Origin of the sequence: Sorangium sp. So ce367, from assembly GCF_051520455.1 — a bacterium.
Lineage (GTDB): Bacteria > Myxococcota_A > Polyangia > Polyangiales > Polyangiaceae > Sorangium > Sorangium cellulosum_B.
Genome location: NZ_CP150334.1, coordinates 2,652,768 through 2,670,916, shown reverse-complemented (window position 1 = coordinate 2,670,916; position 18,149 = coordinate 2,652,768). Strand labels below are relative to the sequence as shown.

Annotated in this window: 9 protein-coding genes; 8 read left to right on the top strand and 1 reads right to left on the bottom strand. The window is 75.0% G+C overall.

Annotated elements, in window-relative coordinates; genetic code table 11:
• The first annotated feature begins 313 nt into the window (after positions 1-313).
• The 7 genes from WME97_RS10355 to WME97_RS10325 all read left to right on the top strand — a co-directional run bounded on the left by WME97_RS10355 (position 314) and on the right by WME97_RS10325 (position 16,338).
• Positions 314-1,315 (top strand): alpha/beta hydrolase, encoded by a 1,002-nt coding sequence (locus WME97_RS10355; RefSeq protein WP_437551615.1) that lies wholly within the window; start codon positions 314-316, stop codon positions 1,313-1,315.
• 125 nt (positions 1,316-1,440) lie between these two features.
• A complete protein-coding gene (locus WME97_RS10350; RefSeq protein ID WP_437551613.1) occupies positions 1,441-1,737 on the top strand; it encodes a DUF2288 domain-containing protein in 297 nt (98 codons plus the stop codon).
• Between the two features lie 36 nt (positions 1,738-1,773).
• Complete coding sequence (locus tag WME97_RS10345) at positions 1,774-2,676, top strand: WGR domain-containing protein (RefSeq protein WP_437551611.1); 903 nt, start codon at positions 1,774-1,776, stop codon at positions 2,674-2,676.
• Positions 2,677-2,913: 237 nt separating this feature from the next.
• Positions 2,914-5,739: a hypothetical protein gene (locus WME97_RS10340; RefSeq protein WP_437551610.1), complete on the top strand. Its 2,826-nt coding sequence runs from the start codon at positions 2,914-2,916 to the stop codon at positions 5,737-5,739.
• Positions 5,736-12,581 carry a HEAT repeat domain-containing protein gene (locus WME97_RS10335; RefSeq protein ID WP_437551608.1) on the top strand — a complete coding sequence of 2,282 codons (6,846 nt, stop codon included), beginning with the start codon at positions 5,736-5,738 and terminating at the stop codon, positions 12,579-12,581. Before WME97_RS10340 ends, WME97_RS10335 begins: the two co-directional genes overlap by 4 nt.
• A complete protein-coding gene (locus WME97_RS10330; protein ID WP_437551606.1) occupies positions 12,578-14,458 on the top strand; it encodes an SWIM zinc finger family protein in 1,881 nt (626 codons plus the stop codon). Before WME97_RS10335 ends, WME97_RS10330 begins: the two co-directional genes overlap by 4 nt.
• A 386-nt stretch (positions 14,459-14,844) precedes the next feature.
• The gene (locus WME97_RS10325; protein WP_437551604.1) at positions 14,845-16,338 is read left to right on the top strand and encodes a reverse transcriptase family protein; all 1,494 of its coding nucleotides are present in this window, start codon (positions 14,845-14,847) and stop codon (positions 16,336-16,338) included.
• A gap of 6 nt (positions 16,339-16,344) precedes the next feature.
• Here the strand turns inward: WME97_RS10325 and WME97_RS10320 are convergent, their stop codons facing one another.
• Positions 16,345-17,235, bottom strand: a complete 891-nt coding sequence (locus WME97_RS10320; protein WP_437551602.1) for a helix-turn-helix transcriptional regulator — start codon at positions 17,233-17,235, stop codon at positions 16,345-16,347.
• A gap of 90 nt (positions 17,236-17,325) precedes the next feature.
• Between WME97_RS10320 and WME97_RS10315 the strand changes: the two genes are divergently transcribed.
• A complete protein-coding gene (locus WME97_RS10315; RefSeq protein WP_437551601.1) occupies positions 17,326-18,084 on the top strand; it encodes an MBL fold metallo-hydrolase in 759 nt (252 codons plus the stop codon).
• The last annotated feature ends 65 nt before the right edge of the window (positions 18,085-18,149 follow it).

Here is an 18,149-nt window from a genome sequence, read left to right as displayed (position 1 = left end):
GGCAGCCGGCGTCACCCCCGTGCAAATCATTGCGGCATCCCGCAAAGACTCGTGCAGCGTCCACTCCTCACGACGGGCCGCGAGGGCCCGGCGAGCCCACGGTCAACGCGCTGGAGACCAAACATCGCTCCGAAATGGGGGCGAACGGCGGCGCGGGCGGAGATCGTGCGCTATCCTGTTGACGTAGACGCTTTCTGGTCCAATGTTTGCGAACATGGCATGGCGGCGCTGGAGCTGAGAGACCACGGGCTATCGCACCGCGATAGACGTTGCCTCACCTCCAATCACCTGCCGTAACCATGAGGGTCAATTCATGAACTTGTATTATCGCGCACTCAGCACGGTACTCTTCTCGGCGACGCTCGCGGCCGCCGCGCTCTCTCCGGTCGATGCCGAGGCGTCGTCGTCGAGGCAGCCCACCAAGGTCGAGCGCCTCGTGTTCCCGGTGACCCTCTCCGACGGCAACACGTACGACGTCGTCGGATACCTCTACTATCAGGGTCACGCCAAGTACCGCCCCCTTCAGGTGCTCGTCCACGGCCTGACCTACACGCACGAGTACTGGGATCTCCCGTCGTTCGGCGGACACGATTACTCCTATGCCCGGCACATGGCGAAGGAGGGATACGCCGTCCTGGCGCTCGACATGCTCGGGGCCGGAGAGAGCAGCCGGCCCGACGGCGACTCCCTCGACCTGGCCAAGACCGCCGACAGCGTCCATCAGATCATCACCGAGATGCGCACGCCGGGCGGCGTCTACAGGACGCCTTTCACGCGCGTCGCGCTCGTCGGTCACTCGAACGGCGCCATCATCAACACGTTCGTTCAGAGCACCTACAATGACGCCGACGTCCTCGTGAACACCGGCCTCGCCTTCACGCCTCACCCGATCCCGGTCCCCCCGGAGGGGATCTCCGCGCTGCTGCAGACGCCCTATATCGCGATCCCGCCGGACATGCGCACCGCCATCTTCTACGACACCGCGAACGCGAACCCGGCGCTCATCGATTTTGACAACGCCACCATCGCCGACACGTTCACGCGCGGGCAGTTCCTGAGCCTCCTCGCCGTCTCCGAGGACCCGACGCTCGCCGGCATCGACGAGGTGACGAGCCCGGTGTTCATCCAGTTCGGGGAGACCGACGCGCTGCAGCCGGCGTCGTACGCGGACTCCGACGCGGCGCTCTATGCCAGCGCCGAGAGCGTCACGACCGCGATCGTCCCTGACACGGGCCATATCCTGAACGCCCATTACCGCGCGCGGGTCGGCTGGGAGCAGATCGACTGCTGGGTCCACCATAACATGGGCTGGTAGGGCGCGATCGGCGCCTCGGGCAGCGCCGCCTGCCCGGACCGCCGCGGCCGGCGGCCGCCGCCCTCCCCCGCCCGGGCGGCGGCGCGCAGGCTTGGCGGCCGCTGTCCGGGGCCTATGCTGCCCCCATGCGCGAACAGCTCGCCAAGACGCTCGGGGAGGTCTTCTGGACCGATCTCCGCACCCATACAGCGCGCGACGCGGTCATCGTCGTCGCCGCCGATCTCGACCTCCTGGACGTCGGCGAGGCCATGGCCGCGAACGACACGGCCGCGGTGGAGGCGTGGATCGCGGCCGGCAAGCTCACCAAGCCGACGGCCGCCGATCTCGCGCGCTGGCCGCAGCAGCGCGATCTGCGCTTCCTGTCGCTCGTGGTCGCGCCGTTCGTGCTGATCCGCCAGCCGCCCTCGCCGCCGCCCTCTTGAGGCGCGCCGCCAGCGCGACGTGATATCGTCGCCCGCATGCGCCGGTTCGAGTTCGTGCAGGGGACGAGCGCCAAGTTCTGGATGGCCGACGTGGACGACACGACCTTCATCGTCGTCTACGGGCGGCTGGGGACCGCCGGGCAACGCAAGGAGAAGGCGTTCCCCACGGCGGAGGCCGCGCAGCGCGAGTGCGACAAGAAGATCGCGGAGAAGCTCAGGGAGGGCTACCAGGAAGTGGCCGCCGCCGGCGGCGGCGCGCCCGCCGGCGGCGCCCCCGCAGCCCCCCCCGGAGCGGCCGCGCCCGCGCAGCCGCCGAAGCTCGATCTGCCGCCGCGCGTCCAGCCCGGCGAGGCCACCGAGGCGCGGCGCAAGGCGGCCGTCCACGCGCTCGCCGCGGTCTCGGCCGCGCGCGGCCGGCGGAGCTGGGTGCTCGGGCGCGCCGTCCGACGCGCCCGCCGCGCGCTCGAGTCGCTCGGCGGGCTCGATCCCGCGACCGACGGGGCGCTGTCCGCCGCCCTGGACGCGCTCCTCGACCGCGTCGTCGCGCCGAGCGCGCGCGATCGCCTGCCGCTCGTGCGCGCGATCGAGCTGCTCTCGGAGCTCGACGCCGCGGCGTTCGCGCGCGCGGTGCGCGACACCTGGAAGGCCCCGCCGGCGACCTCTCCTGCCGCCGGAGCGCTCGCCCTTTTGAAGCGGCAGCTCGAGGAGCTCGACGATCCCGAGCTCGGCCTCCGGCTCGGCGCCCTGCTCGTCGATCGGCCACACAACGGCTCGATGAGCGCCGAGGCCGGGTGGGCGCGGCGCTGGAAGGCGCTCTCGCCGCACCTCGAGGCGCACCTCGCCCACCGCGGGCGCTCGCTGAAGGACCTCCTCGCGAGCATCGACGCGGGCGGCGACCCGCACGTCGCCGAGCGGGTCGCGCGGATGCGCGCGGCGTGAGCTGCTCGGCCTGAGCTGCGCCGAGTGAGCGTCGCGGCCCGAGCTGCGCGTCCGGCGCGCGCCTCGAGGCGACGCTCCGGGCGCCGCGCGGCACCCCGGCATCGGCGAACACGCCCCACCCACAGGCGCACACCGGGGGGAAGCGACGACGCTTCCGTCATCGTCAGATCGACTCTGGCTTGACCTGCACCGCGGGGCTCGCGATTCTCCCAGGCCATCCCGCCGCGGGAGGGCGCCTTGACGAGCTCACCGAACCCGATCGACATCGCGAACGTCAAGCAGCTCGCCACGAGCGGCTCACCCACCCTGGCCGAGGTCGTCGAGGCGTACCTCGAGCAGCCGGATCCAAAACCGGAGACGCCGCCGCGCGAGGGGGCGCTCACCTTCGCGGCGTTCCTGCAGCTGCTCTCTCGCGCTCAGGGCATGCGCTCCCCCGAGCAGCGGCGAGAGCAGTCGACCGACGCGTGGAAGCGCTTCCTCGCGCAGGTCGACGCCGCGCCGCCGCCGCGGCTCGAGCTCGCGGACCTGCTCGTGCGCATCTACGACGAGGGCACGGACGCAGGGCGCAGCGCGCTGCGCGACATCGCCACGAGCGCGCCGCTGGTCTTCGGCGCGTGGGGCGGGCTCAAGCGCATCTACAAGCTGGCCGAGGCGCGGCTCGACGCGGAGCTCTTCGGCGCGCTCGCCTTCCGCTTCGACGTCGAGCTCTCCCGCAGCCGGCGGCGCGAGGTCTCCAGGGGGACGTTGATCTACATGCGCCGCCGCGCGTGGCGCTTCCTGCGCGAGCTCGGGCGGAGCACGCCGGAGCTCTACCCGCAGTTCGCGGTCGAGGTCCTCCGCCACTACGCGCCGGGCACGAGCTTCAGCGACCTCTGGGTCGCGAACCACATCTGGGCGCACGGCACGGGCAAGTACGACGGGCGCTCGTTCCACGGCAACGTCCCGCCGAACGACATGGTGAAGCACCGCGCCTTCGACGAGGCGTGGAAGCGATCGCCCGATCCGCTGATGCTCCTGCTCTCGGCCTGCCAGGCCGATCCGCCGGCCAAGTTCGCGATCCAGGGGCTCAAGAAGGACTTCGCCGACACCCTGAGGAGCGTCACGCCCGCGTGGCTTTCGCGCCTCGCGTACCGGCCGCTCGCGAGCGCGCACGAGTTCCTGATCGAGACGCTGCTCGGCTCGCCGGAGCTCCACCAGAGCAAGCTGCGGGGCCTCGGGCTGCACGACGCGGCGCTCGCGCTGCTCGGCTCCCCGAGCCCGAAGGCGCGCACGTTCGCGATCGAGTACGCCCGCGCGCACGCGACGGACCTCGACCCGGAGCGCCTCGCCGCGCTGCTCGACTCCGAGCACAAGGACACGCGCGCCTTCGCGGCGTCGGCGCTCCAGGGCAAGAGCCCGCGCGCGCTCGGCCACGCGTTCCTGGGGCGGCTGCTCACGCACAGCGAGACCGAGGCGTGGGCCAGCAAGGCCCTGAGCGAGAGCTTCGACCGCGCCGAGCTGCCCGAGGGCTTCCTCATCGACATGCTCTACGGCGAGTCCGAGCAGAAGAAGTGGGCCGCCGCGTACTTCAAGGCCAAGTACCGGCCCGGCGAGCCGGGGGCGGGCTTCTGGGTGCGCGCGCTCGACGACCCGCGCCACGAGGACGACTACCAGGCGACGAAGTCCGCGCTCGACGCGCTCGGCAAGTACCCGATCGCGGCGATCGGGACGCCGTGGCTGCTCGGCGCGCTCACGCGCAAGCGCCTCGGGTCCACGGTCGCGACCTGGCTCCAGAAGGCCGACGCCCTGCCCGACCTGACGGCCGAGGGCATCGAGCGCCTGAAGGGGCTCGTCTTCAGCGCCGAGACGCGCGCGGTCGCGCTGGAGGTGCTCGGCAACCCGAAGATCGTGTCGCCGCGGCAGCTCACGCTGCCCTGGCTGCTCGCGCTCGCGCGGCGCGCCGATCCGACGCTGAACGGCTTCGCGCGCCGCTACCTCCTCTCGCACATGAAGCCGCAGGACTTCGACGCGGGGCAGGACGCGAGCGGCCGCGGCGACCGCGAGGCGGGCACGGCGAGGCTGTTCGCGCTCGCGCTCGGCGAGAAGGAGCCCGAGCCGATGCGGGTGTTCGCGCAGACGTACCTGCGCTGCCACCACCCCGTCCTCGGGCCCGAGCAGAGCGAGGCCAAGGAGCTCGAGCTGAAGCCGGCGCTCAAGCGAGGCGCGTTCACCGCCGAGCGCATCTGGCCCGCGCTCTCCGACAAGCGGGACGACGTCCGGCGCTTCGCCGCGCTCATCACGCGCGCCGAGCTCCGGGCGTGGGGCTACCAGACGCGCGTTTACGAGCTCGCGCACAGCGACGCGAAGGAGGTGCGCAACATCGCCTTCGACGCGCTCCGCAAGGTCGGCGACCCGTCGGCCGATCCGGCGATCGCGCTCACGCCGGAGGAGCTCGATCCGGCGCAGGTCTTCGCGCTCACGGAGAGCCTGAAGAAGAGCGCGCGCGAGCTCGGCCTCTCGCTCATCCTGAAGCACTACGCGCGGCTCGGCGGCCCGGAGCGCCTCGGCTGGCTGATGCAGAGCGCCGACCGCGAGGTGCGCCTCTTCGCCGTGCGGATGCTCTGGGAGAAGCACCGGCCGCGCCATCTGCCGCCGGGCTGGCGGCCGCGCGGGGCGCGCGGAGACGACGCGCGCCCCGCGGCGGAGCTGCCCGACGACGCGGGGCGGTTCGCGGACGTCGAGGCGCTCCGGCGCTTCCTGCGGTACGTGCTGTCCGGGATCCCCGCGGGGCGGTCGCCGGAGCCGGGCGACGACGCGGGCTCGCGCAGGCGCCTCTCGGCGAGCGAGGCCAAGCGGCACGTGATCGAGGTCGTGCGCGATCTCGCGGTCGAGGACGCGGCGTTCGCGGCGCTCGTCGCCCCCGTCATCGCCGAGTTCACCGGGTCGATCGCGAAGGGCGAGTGGCAGGCGTGCCTGGCGGCGCTCCTGCGGCTCAAGCACGCGCACCCGGGGCTCGAGATCGAAGGCCTGGGAGCCGTCGGCGAAGGCCGGGCGCTCCCCGGCGTCGGACAGGAGACCGCATGAGCCACGCGATCGGCCATTACGAGAAGGTCCGCGCGCTCGCGATCGGCCCGCGGCTCCTCGCGGTCGGCGGCGTGCGCGCGCCGGTGCCGGGCGAGACGCACGGGACGCGCGAGACGCAGACCACGCCATCCCCCGCCAGCGCGAGCCAGGTGACGCTTTTCGATCACGTGGCGAACAAGCCGGTGCGCTCGATCGACGTGCCCGCGCACGTGCTGGGCCTCGCCTTCGCGGGCGACCTGCTCGCGGCGGCGTGCTCCGACGGGGCGCTTCGCCTCGTCGCGGGCGGCGGGACCGACGTGCGGGCGATCGACGCGCACCCGGGCGGCGCCACGGCGATCGCCGCGGGCGTGTCGCAGAACGCCGGCGCGCGCCTCGCGACCGTGGGGGTCGACGGCGCGCTGCGGGTGTTCCGCGTCGGCGAGGCCGCCGGATCCCCTGCCCCGCAGCCCGGCGCCGCGGTCGAGATCGCGTCGTTCGCGCTCTCGGCGGCGCCGCTCCGCGCCGTCGCCTTCGATCCCGCCGGCGAGCTCTGCGCGGCGGCAGGCGACGACGGCATCGTCCGCGTGGTCACGCTGTCGACGGGCGCCGTCCGCGCCATGCCCGGCCACGACGGGCCGGTCACGGCGCTCGCGTTCACGCCGCGCGACGGGCGGCTGGCGTCGGGCGGCGACGACGGCACCGTGCGCCTCTGGTACCTCGTCGGCGACGTCGAGTGCGAGGTGCGCGGCGCGGACGGGAGCGGTCACGCGGGCGGCGTCCGCGCGCTCCTGTGCCTGCCCACCCCGCCGCCGCAGGAAGACGGCAAGGAGAGCGGCGACCGCCTGCTGTCCGCAGGCGCGGACGGCGCGATCCGCATCCACCGGCTCGAGGACAAGCGCAAGCCGCGCACGCTGGAGACGAGCGCGCTGGCGCTCCACGCGCTGGCGCTCGCGCCGGCCGCCGCGCGCAAAGGCGCGCGCGGGCAGGCCGCGCGCGGCGGCGCGGACGCGAAGGACGGGCTCGGCGCCGTCTTCGCCGCGGGGGACCGGCGCACGGTATGGCGCTTCCCGATCGACGCCGCCGGCGCGCCCGCGGACGGCACCGCCGAGCTCGCGCACGGCTTCGATGTGCTCGCCCAGGCGCTCTCGGGCGCCCGACCGGCGCGCGAGAGCGCCGTCAAGACGCTCGCCTCGCTCGACGAGCCCGAGGCGCTCGAGGCCGCGCTTCCCGTGCTCCGCTCGGACCGCGACGCCGAGGTGCGCGCGCTCGCCGCCCGCGAGCTCGGCGCGAAGGGGCGCCGCGGCGCGCGCGCGAAGCTGCGCGAGGCGCTCGACGACGAGAGCCCGAACGTCCGCATGGCCGCGCTCGAGGCGCTCCGCGCGATCGAGCGCGACACGCCGCTCGCCCCGCTCCGGGCGGCGCTCGATGCCCGCGCCGCGGACGTCCAGCGCCGGGCGCTCCTCGAGCTCCGGAAGCTCTACGGCAGCTCGCCGCTCATCCCGGGGCTCATCGCCGAGAAGCTCGCCGGCCGCGACGCCTCCGTGCGGCTCACGGCGCTCGACCAGCTCCAGCAGATCTACCCGGACGGCCTGCAGCCGCTCCGCGCCGCCTTCGAGCGCGGCCCGGCCGACCTCCGGGTCGAGGCGCTCATCCGGGCGGCGCTCGCCGGCTGGCTCTCGGCGCCGGAGTTCGCGCCGCTCGCGGCGCGCGCGCTCGACGACGAGGACGCCGAGGTGCGCCGCATCGCGTTCGCGGCGAAGGTGATCGAGCGGCGCGCGCTCGCCCACGCGCTCGAGGCGCGCGACGAGGATCTGGGCCGCGCGGCGATCGACATCGCGCGGCGCGCGGCCGAGGTCCTGCGGCGCGCCGGCGCGGGCGGCGCGGAGAAGCCCGCGGCGAACGCGAAGGAGGGGGCGAAGGACGCCGCGAAGGCGGCCGACGAGGCGGCCATCAAGGCGGCGCGCGCCCGGATCCCCGGCGTGGGCAGCCCGGGGGCCGAGCCCGCCGAGGCCGACCTCGAGCCGCTGCTCACCGCGATGGCGTGCCGCACCCCGGACACGGCGGTGCGGGGAGCGCGCGGCCTCGCGCAGCTCGGCGACACGCGCGCCCTCGGCGCGCTGCTGCAGCTCACGCGCGAGCAGGACCCATCGCTGCGACGGCAGGCGGCGACCGCGCTCGCCGAGCTCCGGGACACCCGCGCCGAGAAGCGCCTCATCTGGATGCTCGACGACGCGGACGGGGCCGTGCGCGCCGCGGCGCACGACGCCTACGCGCGGCTCCAGCCGTCGGCCCCGCTCACCGTGGCCGAGGCGTCGCTCCGGTCGTCGCAGGAGGATATCCGCGTCCGCGGGCTCGACCGGCTCGTGGCGCTCGCCGGCGAGGGCAAGGGACCGAGGCCGCCCGAGGCCGAGGCGCTGCTCGCCGACGCGATCGAGGACGAGTCGCCCAAGGTCCGCCGCGAGGCGTTCCGGACGCTCTGGTCGTGGCACGCCTCGGATCCGCAGACGGCGCTCGACCGCGCGCAGCTCGCGCGCTTCCCCGACCTGCGCCTGCGCGCCGTCGAGGAGCTCAAGGCGCACGGCGAGCAGCCGTGGGCTGCGGAGCGGCTGCACGCGGCCATCGGCGACCGCGACGCGAGCGTGGCCCAGGCCGCGTACGACGCCGTCGTCAAGCTGCGCGGCAAGGAGGCCGCGGAGCCGCACCTCGCCGCCATGGCGTCGATCCACCCCTCGGTCCGGGAGAGCGGCGCGCGCGGGGCCGCGGGCATGCCGGCGGGCGACGACACGCGCAACTCCCTGCTCCGGCTGCTCGCCACGCGCGTGCCGGTGGGCGAGGCCGCGCGCAGCGCCCTGAGCAAGCTGCTCGAGGACGAGCACGCGGGGCCGCGCATCGCGGCGATCGAGGCGCTCGACAAGCTCCTGCCGGGCGAGGCGGGGCCGCTCCACATCGGCCTCCAGTCGAGCCACCTCGACCTCCGGGTGCGGGCGGCCGAGCTCTGCGCCGTCCGGCGCGACGAGCAGCTGATCAACCCGATGCGGGCGCTCCTCGCCGATCAGTCCCTCTTCAAGCAGCTGCCGATCCAGGTCCTCGGCCCGCTGCGCGCCCGCGCCGCGACCGCGCTGGCGACGCTGGGATCGCCGCGCCTCGTCAAGTACTTCGCCACCGAGCTGCTCAAGGACGAGTACCCCGACGTGCGCGAGCAGGCCGCGCGCGGGCTCGCGATGGCCGCCCGCCGCGGCGAGGAGGGCTACCTGCTCGACGCCATGGGCCACGCCGACGTCGCGGTGCGGTCGTGGGCCGCCGACGGGCTCGCGCGGCTCGGCGACGTGCGGGCGCTGCCGGTGCTCACGGGCACGCTGCGCCACGAGCACCCGCCCATCCGCGTCGCGACGATCATGTCGTTCGCGGCGCTCGGGCCCGAGGGCTACGGCGGCATGCTGCAGGGCCTCGAGGACAGCTCGCGCGAGGTCCAGGAGATCGTCTTCGCGATCGTGCTCGCGCGCGACCTCAGGGCCTTCCGCCGCGGCGACCCGCCGGACCTCCTGACGAGCGCGCTCTCGTCGCAGCGCTCCGACGTGCGCTTCGCCGCGGCGCGCGCGCTGGAGCTCCGCACCGATCCGGAGCTGTACCTCGCCCACCTCATCGAGGCGCTGATGCCCCCGCGCCCCGACACGGCGGAGCAGGGCCGCGCGGCCGACGGCGAGAAGCCCGCCGGCACGAAGGACTGGCCGCCCGAGGTCGCGCGCGGGCGCATCCTCGTCGGCCTCGCCGAGGCGCTCGCCAGCGACGACCCGCAGCAGCGCTACGCGGCCGCGCAGGTGCTCCGCATCCGGCGCAAGCCGGTCGAGTACTTCCGCGAGGCGAAGCGCGTGGCCGCGCTGCGCCCCGCGGGCGCCCACGTCGTGGCGGACACGACCCCGCGCGCCGCGGAGGAGAGCGACACCAAGCCCGCGAAGGGGTGGCTCCGCCGCCTCTTCGCGCAGCCCGAGCCGAGCGGGCAGAGCGGCCAGAAGCACAGCGACAAGCCGGCCGGCGACGCGGTCCCGGAGGGCGAGCAGCGGCGGCTGCGCTGGCTCGCGTTCGGCGCGTACATGGGCCTCCTCCGGCAGGTCTCGGCGGGCGACGACGAGGCGCACCGCACGCGCCGCGACGCCATCGATCGCATCGTCGACGTCTGCGCCAAGGGGCACGTCAGCAGCACGGCGGCCGTCCCGCCGCTCGTCCGGGCGCTCGACGACCCGCACCACCTCGTGCGCAAGGCGGCGTTCGCGGGGCTCAAGGCGCTCTTCCCGGCGGGGGCGGGCGAGCCGCTCGCGCTCGGGCTCGCCTCGGCGTCGGCCGACGTGGCGCGGACCGCGCTCGACGAGATCGCCGCGCGGGGCAGCGACGCCCGCCCCGAGATCGTGCGCGCGCTCAGCTCCGCGCTGCCCGACGTGCGCCGCTACGCCTTCGAGCTCCTGGAGCGGCTCTCTCCGAAGGGCAGCCTCGATCCGCTCCTCGCGGCGCTCGGAAGCGAGCACGCCGACCTGCGCCTCGGCGTGCTCGAGCGCCTCGCGTCGTCGAGCGATCCGCGCATCGTGCCCGCCCTGTGCCGCGCGATGGAGAGCGATCACGACGACCTGCGCCTGCGCGCCGCGGAGCTCCTCGCCCGCAGCCGCGACGATCGCGCGGTCGACGTGCTCTCGGCGTTCCTGCGCGAGGGCGCGGCCGCGCCGGCGGCGCGCGCCCGCAAGGCGCTCGTCGCGCTCGCGAGCGACGCGGCGGTGCGGGCGCTCGCGGCGCGCATGGATGAGGCCGCCACGCCGGCGGACCGCGCCGCGCTGGCGAGCGCGCTCGGGAGCACGCGGAACCCCGCGGCCACCGCCCCGCTCGCGGCGCGCTTCGACGACGAGGCGGCCGAGGTCCGGAGCGCCGCGCTCAAGGCGTGCCTCGAGATCGTCGACAAGGGGCGCGAGCGCGAGAAGCGCGAGACGGCGCTCGCGCTCGCCTTCCTCGCCGCCGCCGCGCGCGCGAAGGACCCGGCGCTGCGCCTCGCCGCGGCGCGCGAGCTCGATCTCGGCGACGATCCCGCGCAGAACGACCTCCTTGTCGCGCTCTTCGCGGATCGCGATCTGCCCACGCGCGTCGCGGCCGTGACGTCCTACGCGAAGCGCGTCAAGGACAAGGGCGCGCCCTCGGGGCCGCTCGAGGCCGTGCTGCGCGCGGGCGCGCGCGAGCTCGTGCTGCCCGCCGCGGAGGGGGTGGCCGAGCGGGGCCTCGCGTCGGCGCTCCGGCCGCTCCTCCTCGTCGTGCGCGCGGGCGAGCCCGGGGAGCGGGAGCGCGCGCTGCTCGCGCTCGGCACGCTCGGCGACGCCCGCGCCCTGGAGGAGCTCGAGGCGGTGGCCGCGGGCGGCACCAAGGAAGCGCCCATCGAGCCGAGCATGCAGGCCGCCGCCACGGAGGCGCTCGGCCGCATGGCCCCGAAGCTCGGGAGCGCCGAGCTCCGCAAGCGCGCCTCGGAGCGCGTCGAGCAGGCGCTCCACGCGGACTCCATCGATCTCCGCGAGTCGGCGGCGAAGGGCGTGCGCTGGATCGGCGGCGAGCGCGCCCGCGTGCTGCTCGAGGAGCTCGTGCGCGCCGGCGACACGCCCGACAGGCTCCGCGTCGTCGCGGTGAACGAGCTCGGCCTGCTCGGCGACGGCGCGGCCGAGCCCGCGCTCGCCCGCGCGCTCGACGCGCGGAGCAGCGAGGTCCGCAAGAACGCGCGCAAGGCGCTGGAGAAGCTCTTCCCTGGCGAGCGGACGCGCGTCGAGCTCCTCGCGGTCGGGAGCGAGCACGACGACATCGCGGGCCCGGCGGCGAGCTACCTCGCCGCGGAGGCCGACCCGGCCGAGCTCTTGCCCCGGCTCGCCGCGCTCAAGGACGAGGACCTGCGGCAGCGCCTCGCCATGGGCCTGCTCCGCCGCGGCGCGCTGCCTGTGGCCGCGCTCCTGCGCATGCTCGAGGACGAGCGCGCCCCGGCGCGGCAGGAGGCCGCGCGGCTCATCGCCGCCGGCACCGTGGCCGGCGATCGCGGGGCGCTCGCGGGCGCGCTCGCCGCAGCGGCGCAGCGCACCGCGGAGCGCTGGTCGGCCGCGCACGGCGACGAGCGCAGCGCCGAGGCCGCGGCGTGGCGCGAGCTGCTCTGGGCCGCGGGCCGCGCCGGCGCGACCGCGATGGCGCCCGCGCTGCGCGCGCTCCTCTCGAACGACAGCGCCCCCGGCGAGGTCCGCCGCGAGGCCGCGCGCGCCCTCGGCGCGCTCGAGTCGGCCGCGAGGTCCGCAGGGGCCGCGCCGCCCGCGGGCGCGGTGGAGGCGCTCACGGCGGCCCTCAAGGACATGGACGCCGGCGTCCGGGCCTCGGCGTCGGCCGCGCTCGCCGCGCTCGCGCCGGACGGCTCGGCCGCGATCGCCGTGGCGGTGAGGCCGTTCGACCCGGTCGCCTTCGGGCCGACCGCGCGCGTCGCCTCGCCCGAGGCGCTCGCGGCGCTCGCCGCGACCGAGCCGGGCCGGCGCCTCGCGCTTCCGTCGATCCTCGCGCGCCATGACGTCGCCGCGCTCGCCCCGCTGATCTCGCTCGCGCAGGGCAGCGGCGGCGACGCCTCCGCGCGCCTCGACGCCATCGCGGCGCTCGGCCGCGCCGGCGGCGAGCGCGCGCTCGAGGCGCTCGCCGCGCTCGCCTTCGACAAGGAGAAGGCCAAAGAGAAGGCCGACGTCGCCGTCCGCAAGGCCGCGTACCGAGCGTACCGCCGCGCGAAGCGCAAGGCGGCGGATCCCCGCGCGGCGCGGCTCGCGACCGCGCCCTCCCCCGCATCGCCCGAGACCCCCGAAGGAGTCAACGCATGACGGCCGCACTCGCCCGCCCGATCCTCCTCCGGTACGCCGCGCCGAGCGAGCTCGCCGCCGCCCCGCTCCACTCGAGCGTGCGCCTCTCCCTCGACGGCGCCCGCGGCCCGGTCGGCGTCCGCGGCACCGTCCGCGACGCGGCGCTCTTCCGCGACGCGATGGCCGCGCTGGCGACCATCCTGGAGAGCGATCTCCGGTACAAGGGCCGGGATCGGACCGCGTACCTCGCCTACCTGATGAAGCAGGGCAAGAAGGCGACGGCGGCCATCTGGGAGGCGCAGAAGGCGTTCCTGGAGGGCGCCTTCCCCGACGACGCGGCGACCCAGGGCGACGGCTCCGCCGCGAAGCCGCGGGCCTCCGGCGCGCTCGATCCCGTGCTCACGGTGCACCCGGACGAGGTCTCGATCGAGGTCTTCTCGCGCGACGAGAGCGCCTACGCCCGGCTCGCCTTCTCCAGCGATCTCTTCGAGGGCCGCGAGGCGGCCCACGGCACCGCCTTCGTCGATCTCTCGCCGCGCATCGTCGAGCAGATCGATCGCCTGCGCGCCTACGCCAAGGTGGAGCTCGACGCAGGCGCGGCGCGCGGCGACGCCGCGGCAGCCTCGTTCGAGCGCTCGCTCGAGGTCCCGACGACCTGGCTCCGAGGCTTCCTGCAGGTGCAGTCGGCGGCGACGCTGCCCGCGGTCTCCTGCGAGCTCGCGCCGATCGATCTCTACAACGCGCTGTTCGTGCTCCGCACCCGCAAGGCGAAGAAGCCGCCCCGCGGCCTGCGCTTCGAGCTCGTCCCCGGCAAGCCGCCGCGCCTCATCCTGGAGCCCTGGGAGATCTTGATCGAGGGCCACGGCCCGCCGTACGAGGGCCCGGCGCGCGTGGTCCGGACCTTCGGCCGGCAGCGGCTGCTCGCGCTGTCGCGGCTCCTGCCGCACGTGCAGCGCGTGCGCGCCGAGCTCCGGGGCCCCGGGCTGCCGGTCTTCTGGGTGCTCGATCTGGGCCGCGCGACGCTGACGATCGCGCTCACGGGCTGGACCGACAGCAGCTGGGCCAGCGCCGCCTCGTTCGACGCCCTGATGCCTCGCGAGGGGAAAGGCGGCGACAAGGCGCGCGCGGCGCTCGACGCGCTCGCGGCCAGGCAGATCGCCCTCCTCCGCGAGCGGGGGCCGCTCCCGCTCGCGGCGCTCGCGGCCGGCGGCGGCGCCGAGGACGCCCGCGCGGCGCTCCAGCTCGAGTGCCTGCGCGGCCGGGTGCTCTACGACGTCGCGCGCCGCGTCTACCGCCCGCGCGAGCTGTTCGCCGATCCGGTGGACGAGCGCGACATCCGCTACAGCTCGCCCCGCGAGGCCGCGGCCCACCGCCTGCTCGGCGCGCCCGGCGCGGTGAGGCCGACCAAGGTGCACGAGATCGCCGGGGAGGGCACCGAGATCCACGGAGAGGTCGCGGACCGGGAGGCGCACCGCGACTTCGCGCCGCGGTTCACGATGGATCTCGAGGGCCGCGTCTCCGACGCGTGGTGCAGCTGCCCCACGTTCCGCCGGAGCGGCCTCCGCGAAGGTCCGTGCGAGCACATGATCGCGCTCCGCGTCGCCTACGCCCGCGAGCGCGCCGAGCGGGACGCCCTGCGCCAGACGGCCGAGGGGCGGTCGCTCATCCGCGCCGAGACCCGCACGTACGTGCGGCGCGAGGCTTCGGGCGCGGAGGTCGTCTACCGTGTCTCCCTGGACGACCGCGTAGTACACCTGTCGTGGGGGGCGCGCGCCGAAGCGCCTCGACACCAGCGCATTTGGTTTGACACGGACGGCGAAGCGCGCGACGCGTATTTCAAGAGACTGGATGCATTGACGTCCTCCGGGTTCGTGGACGCCGACGCGTCGTCAGCATGAGAGAGGAAAGGAGGTCAAGAAAAAGAGATTGTTCGTGTTGCCAGGAGAGGTTCTGAACGCACCAGCCTCCACGCCTCGAGCGTAGGAGCGGCGTCGCGCCGCTCTGGAGGAACCGCCAGTCACTCTCCGCAAGGTAGCCTGTTCTTGGTTCTCTTCGGCTAGACGAGCCCTACGGCGTCGGGAGAGCTGAGACAACCTCGCAAACGCCGTTTCTCCCGACGCCGTAGGGCTCGTCTAGCCGGAGAACCGGTGAGGCTACCGTGCACCAAGCGATGAAGGTGATGCGCTTGGAGCCTCTCTTGGCGACATGAGACAGCGATCGACGGTCCGGCGTCCCGAGGACAGATCGCTCCCATCGTGACTCACCACCACGCTCCCACCGAGACATGACCGCGAAGATCGACGCGACCGTTCAAGCCCGAGCCCCCGTCGTTCTCCCCATCACGACGCCGCCTGCCCCCGGCGGCGCGGCGGCCCGCGGCGCAGGCGCAGAGGCGCGCCGGCTCGCCCACGAGGAGCGCGTCGCCCGCTGGAAGGCGATCGACGAGGCGGGCGGGATCGACGCGTGGGTGAGCGCAGAGCTCACGTCGAAGGGCGCCCTCGCGACCGGCGATCCCAAGGCGATGTCCGACCGGGAGCGCGCCCAGTGGAAGGAGCGCAAGAAGGTCGAGGCCCGGGAGCGCCGCTCGCTGCGCCGCCTGGCCTGGGAGGCCTACGTCGCCACGCACGTCAACCACCTCGGCGCGGGCGTGCACTGGAGCGACCGTGGCGGGCCAGACAGGCTCGATGTGCCAGGGCTGAGCGAGCGCGCGCGGGCGCACGGCCTCCCCGACCTGCCGGGAGCGGCCGAGCTCGCGGGCGCGCTGGGGCTGTCGATCCCGCGGCTCCGCTGGCTCGCGTACCACCGCGAGGTCGACACGGGCACCCATTACCGGCGGTGGCACATCCCGAAGCGCGACGGCAGCGCGCGCACCATCTCGTCGCCGAAGCGCGATCTGAAGCGCGCGCAGCGCTGGGCGCTCCGCAACCTGTTCGAGAAGCTGCCTGTCCACGCCGCGGCGCACGGCTTCCTGGCGAGCCGATCCATCGTCACGAACGCCGCCGCGCACGCCGGCGCCGACACGATCGTCAAGGTGGACATCAAGGACTTCTTCCCGACGATCACGTGGCGCCGGGTGCGCGGCCTGCTCCGCAAGGCGGGCGTGGCCGAGGGTCCCGCGACGCTCGTTGCGCTCCTCTCGACGGAGGCGCCGCGGGACGTCGTGCAGTTCCGAGGGCAGACGCTCTACGTGGCGACCGGCCCGCGCGTGCTCCCGCAGGGCGCGCCCACCTCCCCGGCGATCACGAACGCGATCTGCCTGCGGCTCGATCGGCGCGCGTCCGGCCTCGCGCGCAAGCTGGGGCTTCGTTACACGCGGTATGCTGACGATCTCACGTTCTCCTTCCGCGCGCCCGAGGCGCCGGGCGTCGCCGGCGCCGCGCGGCCGCGCGCGCCGGTGGGCGCGCTGCTCCGCGGGCTCCGGGAGATCCTGAGCTCGGAGGGCTTCCGGCTGCATCCGAGCAAGACCGTGGTGATGCGCAAGGGCAGCCGGCAAAAGGTGACAGGCCTCGTCGTCAACCAGGCGAGCGAGGGGGCGCCGGAGGCGCGGGTCCCGCGCGAGCGGGTGCGCGCGCTGCGCGCGGCGATCCGCAACCGGGAGCTCGGGAGGCCGGGCAAGGGCGAGACGCTCGCGCAGCTCAAGGGGCTCGCGGCGTTCGTGTACATGACGGATCCGGCCAAGGGGCGCGCGTTCCTCGGGCGCATCGAGGCGCTGGAGCGCAGTCAGCCGGCGCCTGCCGGCGAGGCGGGCCCCCACGACGCGCGCCCCGTGCCGACGTAGGGCGGGCTACTCCGCGGCCGACGAGCCCCGGGCCAGCGACGCGGCGCCGGCCGTGCGCCCGCCGCCCCCGCACGTGCCGTGAAGCGCCGCGCGCCGGTAGGCCGCGGGCGTCGTGGCGAAGTGGCCCCGGAACAGGCGCGTGAAGTGGCTCGTGTCGCGGAAGCCCCAGCGCGCGGCGACCTCGGACACGGCCTCGAGCGGGCGGAGCGAGAGCTCGCTCGCCGCCCGTTCGAGCCGGCGCCGCCGGATGTGCGCGGCCAGCGAGCAGCCCAGCTGCTCGGCCATCACGCCGTCGAGGTAACGGCGGCTCACCCCCTGCGCCCGCGCGATATCCGCCGGCTGGAGCGTCGGATCGCCGAGGCGAACCTCGATATCGGCCAGCGCCCGCTCGACCCTCGCCTGCGGAAGCTCGGGCGCGCGGCCGCACATCCCGATCGCCTCGAGCACCACGCCGACGGCCGCCACGCAATCGCGCTCCGACAGCGACGAGCTCTCGCACAGGATCTGCCGCAAGAGCCCCGCCACGACCCGCTCGCCCGCGTGCTCTTCACCGCGCGTGACGGCCGTCCGTAGGTCGACCCCGGGGTGCCGCTGCTGCACCGCCGACAGCGGCAGCCGCAGCAGCAGCCGCCGGCCCCGGCTCATCGTCAGCTCGAAGGGGGTGTCCGACTGAAGCCAGGCGAATGTCCCTTCGCGCAGGATGGCCCGGCGCCCTCCTTGCGCGATCACCCCCTTCCCCTCGGCCACGGCGACGATCTTGAGCAGCCCCGTGGAAACTCTGGGCTCGCAGCGGACCTCGAACGGCTCGGCGCCGAGCCAGAGCAGCTCGCCTGGGCCGGTCCGCACCGCGCGCTCGAGCATCGACTCCGGAGGTGTCGCCACGTGGGTCAGTTCCATCGTGGACCATCCGCCGCGTCGAATCGGGCCAGGCGAGGGCCGCCTCGACACACCACCTTGGGGCCAGGCGTTCGACCCCGGAGGAACATCATGTCTGCCGCCCAGATCATTCGCGTGCCCATTCTACCCTTTCGCATGCTCAACGCCCACCTGCTCGTCGGCGCCACGGGTTGCGTGCTTGTCGATGCCGGCGTGACGGACGCGGCGCCCAGGATGGGCGAGGCGCTGGCGCGCGCGGGCCGTGGCTGGTCCGACCTGAAGGCGATCGTGGTCACTCATGCCCACGTCGACCATGCCGGGAGCGCCGCCGAGCTGCGCGAGCGCTCCGGGGCGCTCGTCGTCGCCCACGAGGCCGAGGTCGAGCACCTCAACGGGCGTGCCCCGATGACGTTCTGTCCGACGGGTTGGTTCGGCCGCTTGTTCGTCCGGGCCCCTCTCGTGCACGAGCGCTACGCGCCCGTCGCGCCCGACCTCGTGCTGTCCGGCAACGAGACGCTCGATCTGGCTCCCTACGGGGTCGCGGGTCGCGTGCGCCATACCCCCGGGCACACCCAGGGCTCACTCTCCGTCGTCCTCGAGTCGCGCGAGGCGCTGGTCGGAGATCTGGTCGCCTCGGGGCTGATGCTGGGCGGGCTCGCGCGGCTCGGCCACGCCATCCGTCCCCCGTTCGAGCTGGACCCGCGCGCCGTCGGCGTCGAGCTCACGCGGCTGGTCGACGAGGGGATACAGACGTTCTACCTGGGCCACGGAGGGCCGCTCGGCGCCGACGAGGTGCGGCGGCACGCCCGCGTGTTGGCCGGATCCCTCGCCGGCGTGCCCCACCTGCAGCGGATGCCCCAGCTGCGGTGAGCGCCACCCCATGCCGGATTCTGCTTCGGGTCCTCGAGTCAAGCTCGGGCCCTGCGTCGACGCTG

Excerpts from the sequence above, each read along its gene's own strand:
- WME97_RS10315 (WP_437551601.1), top strand. The coding sequence starts at position 17,326 with ATGTCTGCCGCCCAGATCATTCGCGTGCCCATTCTACCCTTTCGCATG.
- WME97_RS10345 (WP_437551611.1), top strand. The coding sequence starts at position 1,774 with ATGCGCCGGTTCGAGTTCGTGCAGGGGACGAGCGCCAAGTTCTGGATG.
- WME97_RS10355 (WP_437551615.1), top strand. The coding sequence starts at position 314 with ATGAACTTGTATTATCGCGCACTCAGCACGGTACTCTTCTCGGCGACG.
- WME97_RS10325 (WP_437551604.1), top strand. The coding sequence starts at position 14,845 with ATGACCGCGAAGATCGACGCGACCGTTCAAGCCCGAGCCCCCGTCGTT.
- WME97_RS10335 (WP_437551608.1), top strand. The coding sequence starts at position 5,736 with ATGAGCCACGCGATCGGCCATTACGAGAAGGTCCGCGCGCTCGCGATC.
- WME97_RS10350 (WP_437551613.1), top strand. The coding sequence starts at position 1,441 with ATGCGCGAACAGCTCGCCAAGACGCTCGGGGAGGTCTTCTGGACCGAT.
- WME97_RS10330 (WP_437551606.1), top strand. The coding sequence starts at position 12,578 with ATGACGGCCGCACTCGCCCGCCCGATCCTCCTCCGGTACGCCGCGCCG.
- WME97_RS10320 (WP_437551602.1), bottom strand. The coding sequence starts at position 17,235 with ATGGAACTGACCCACGTGGCGACACCTCCGGAGTCGATGCTCGAGCGC.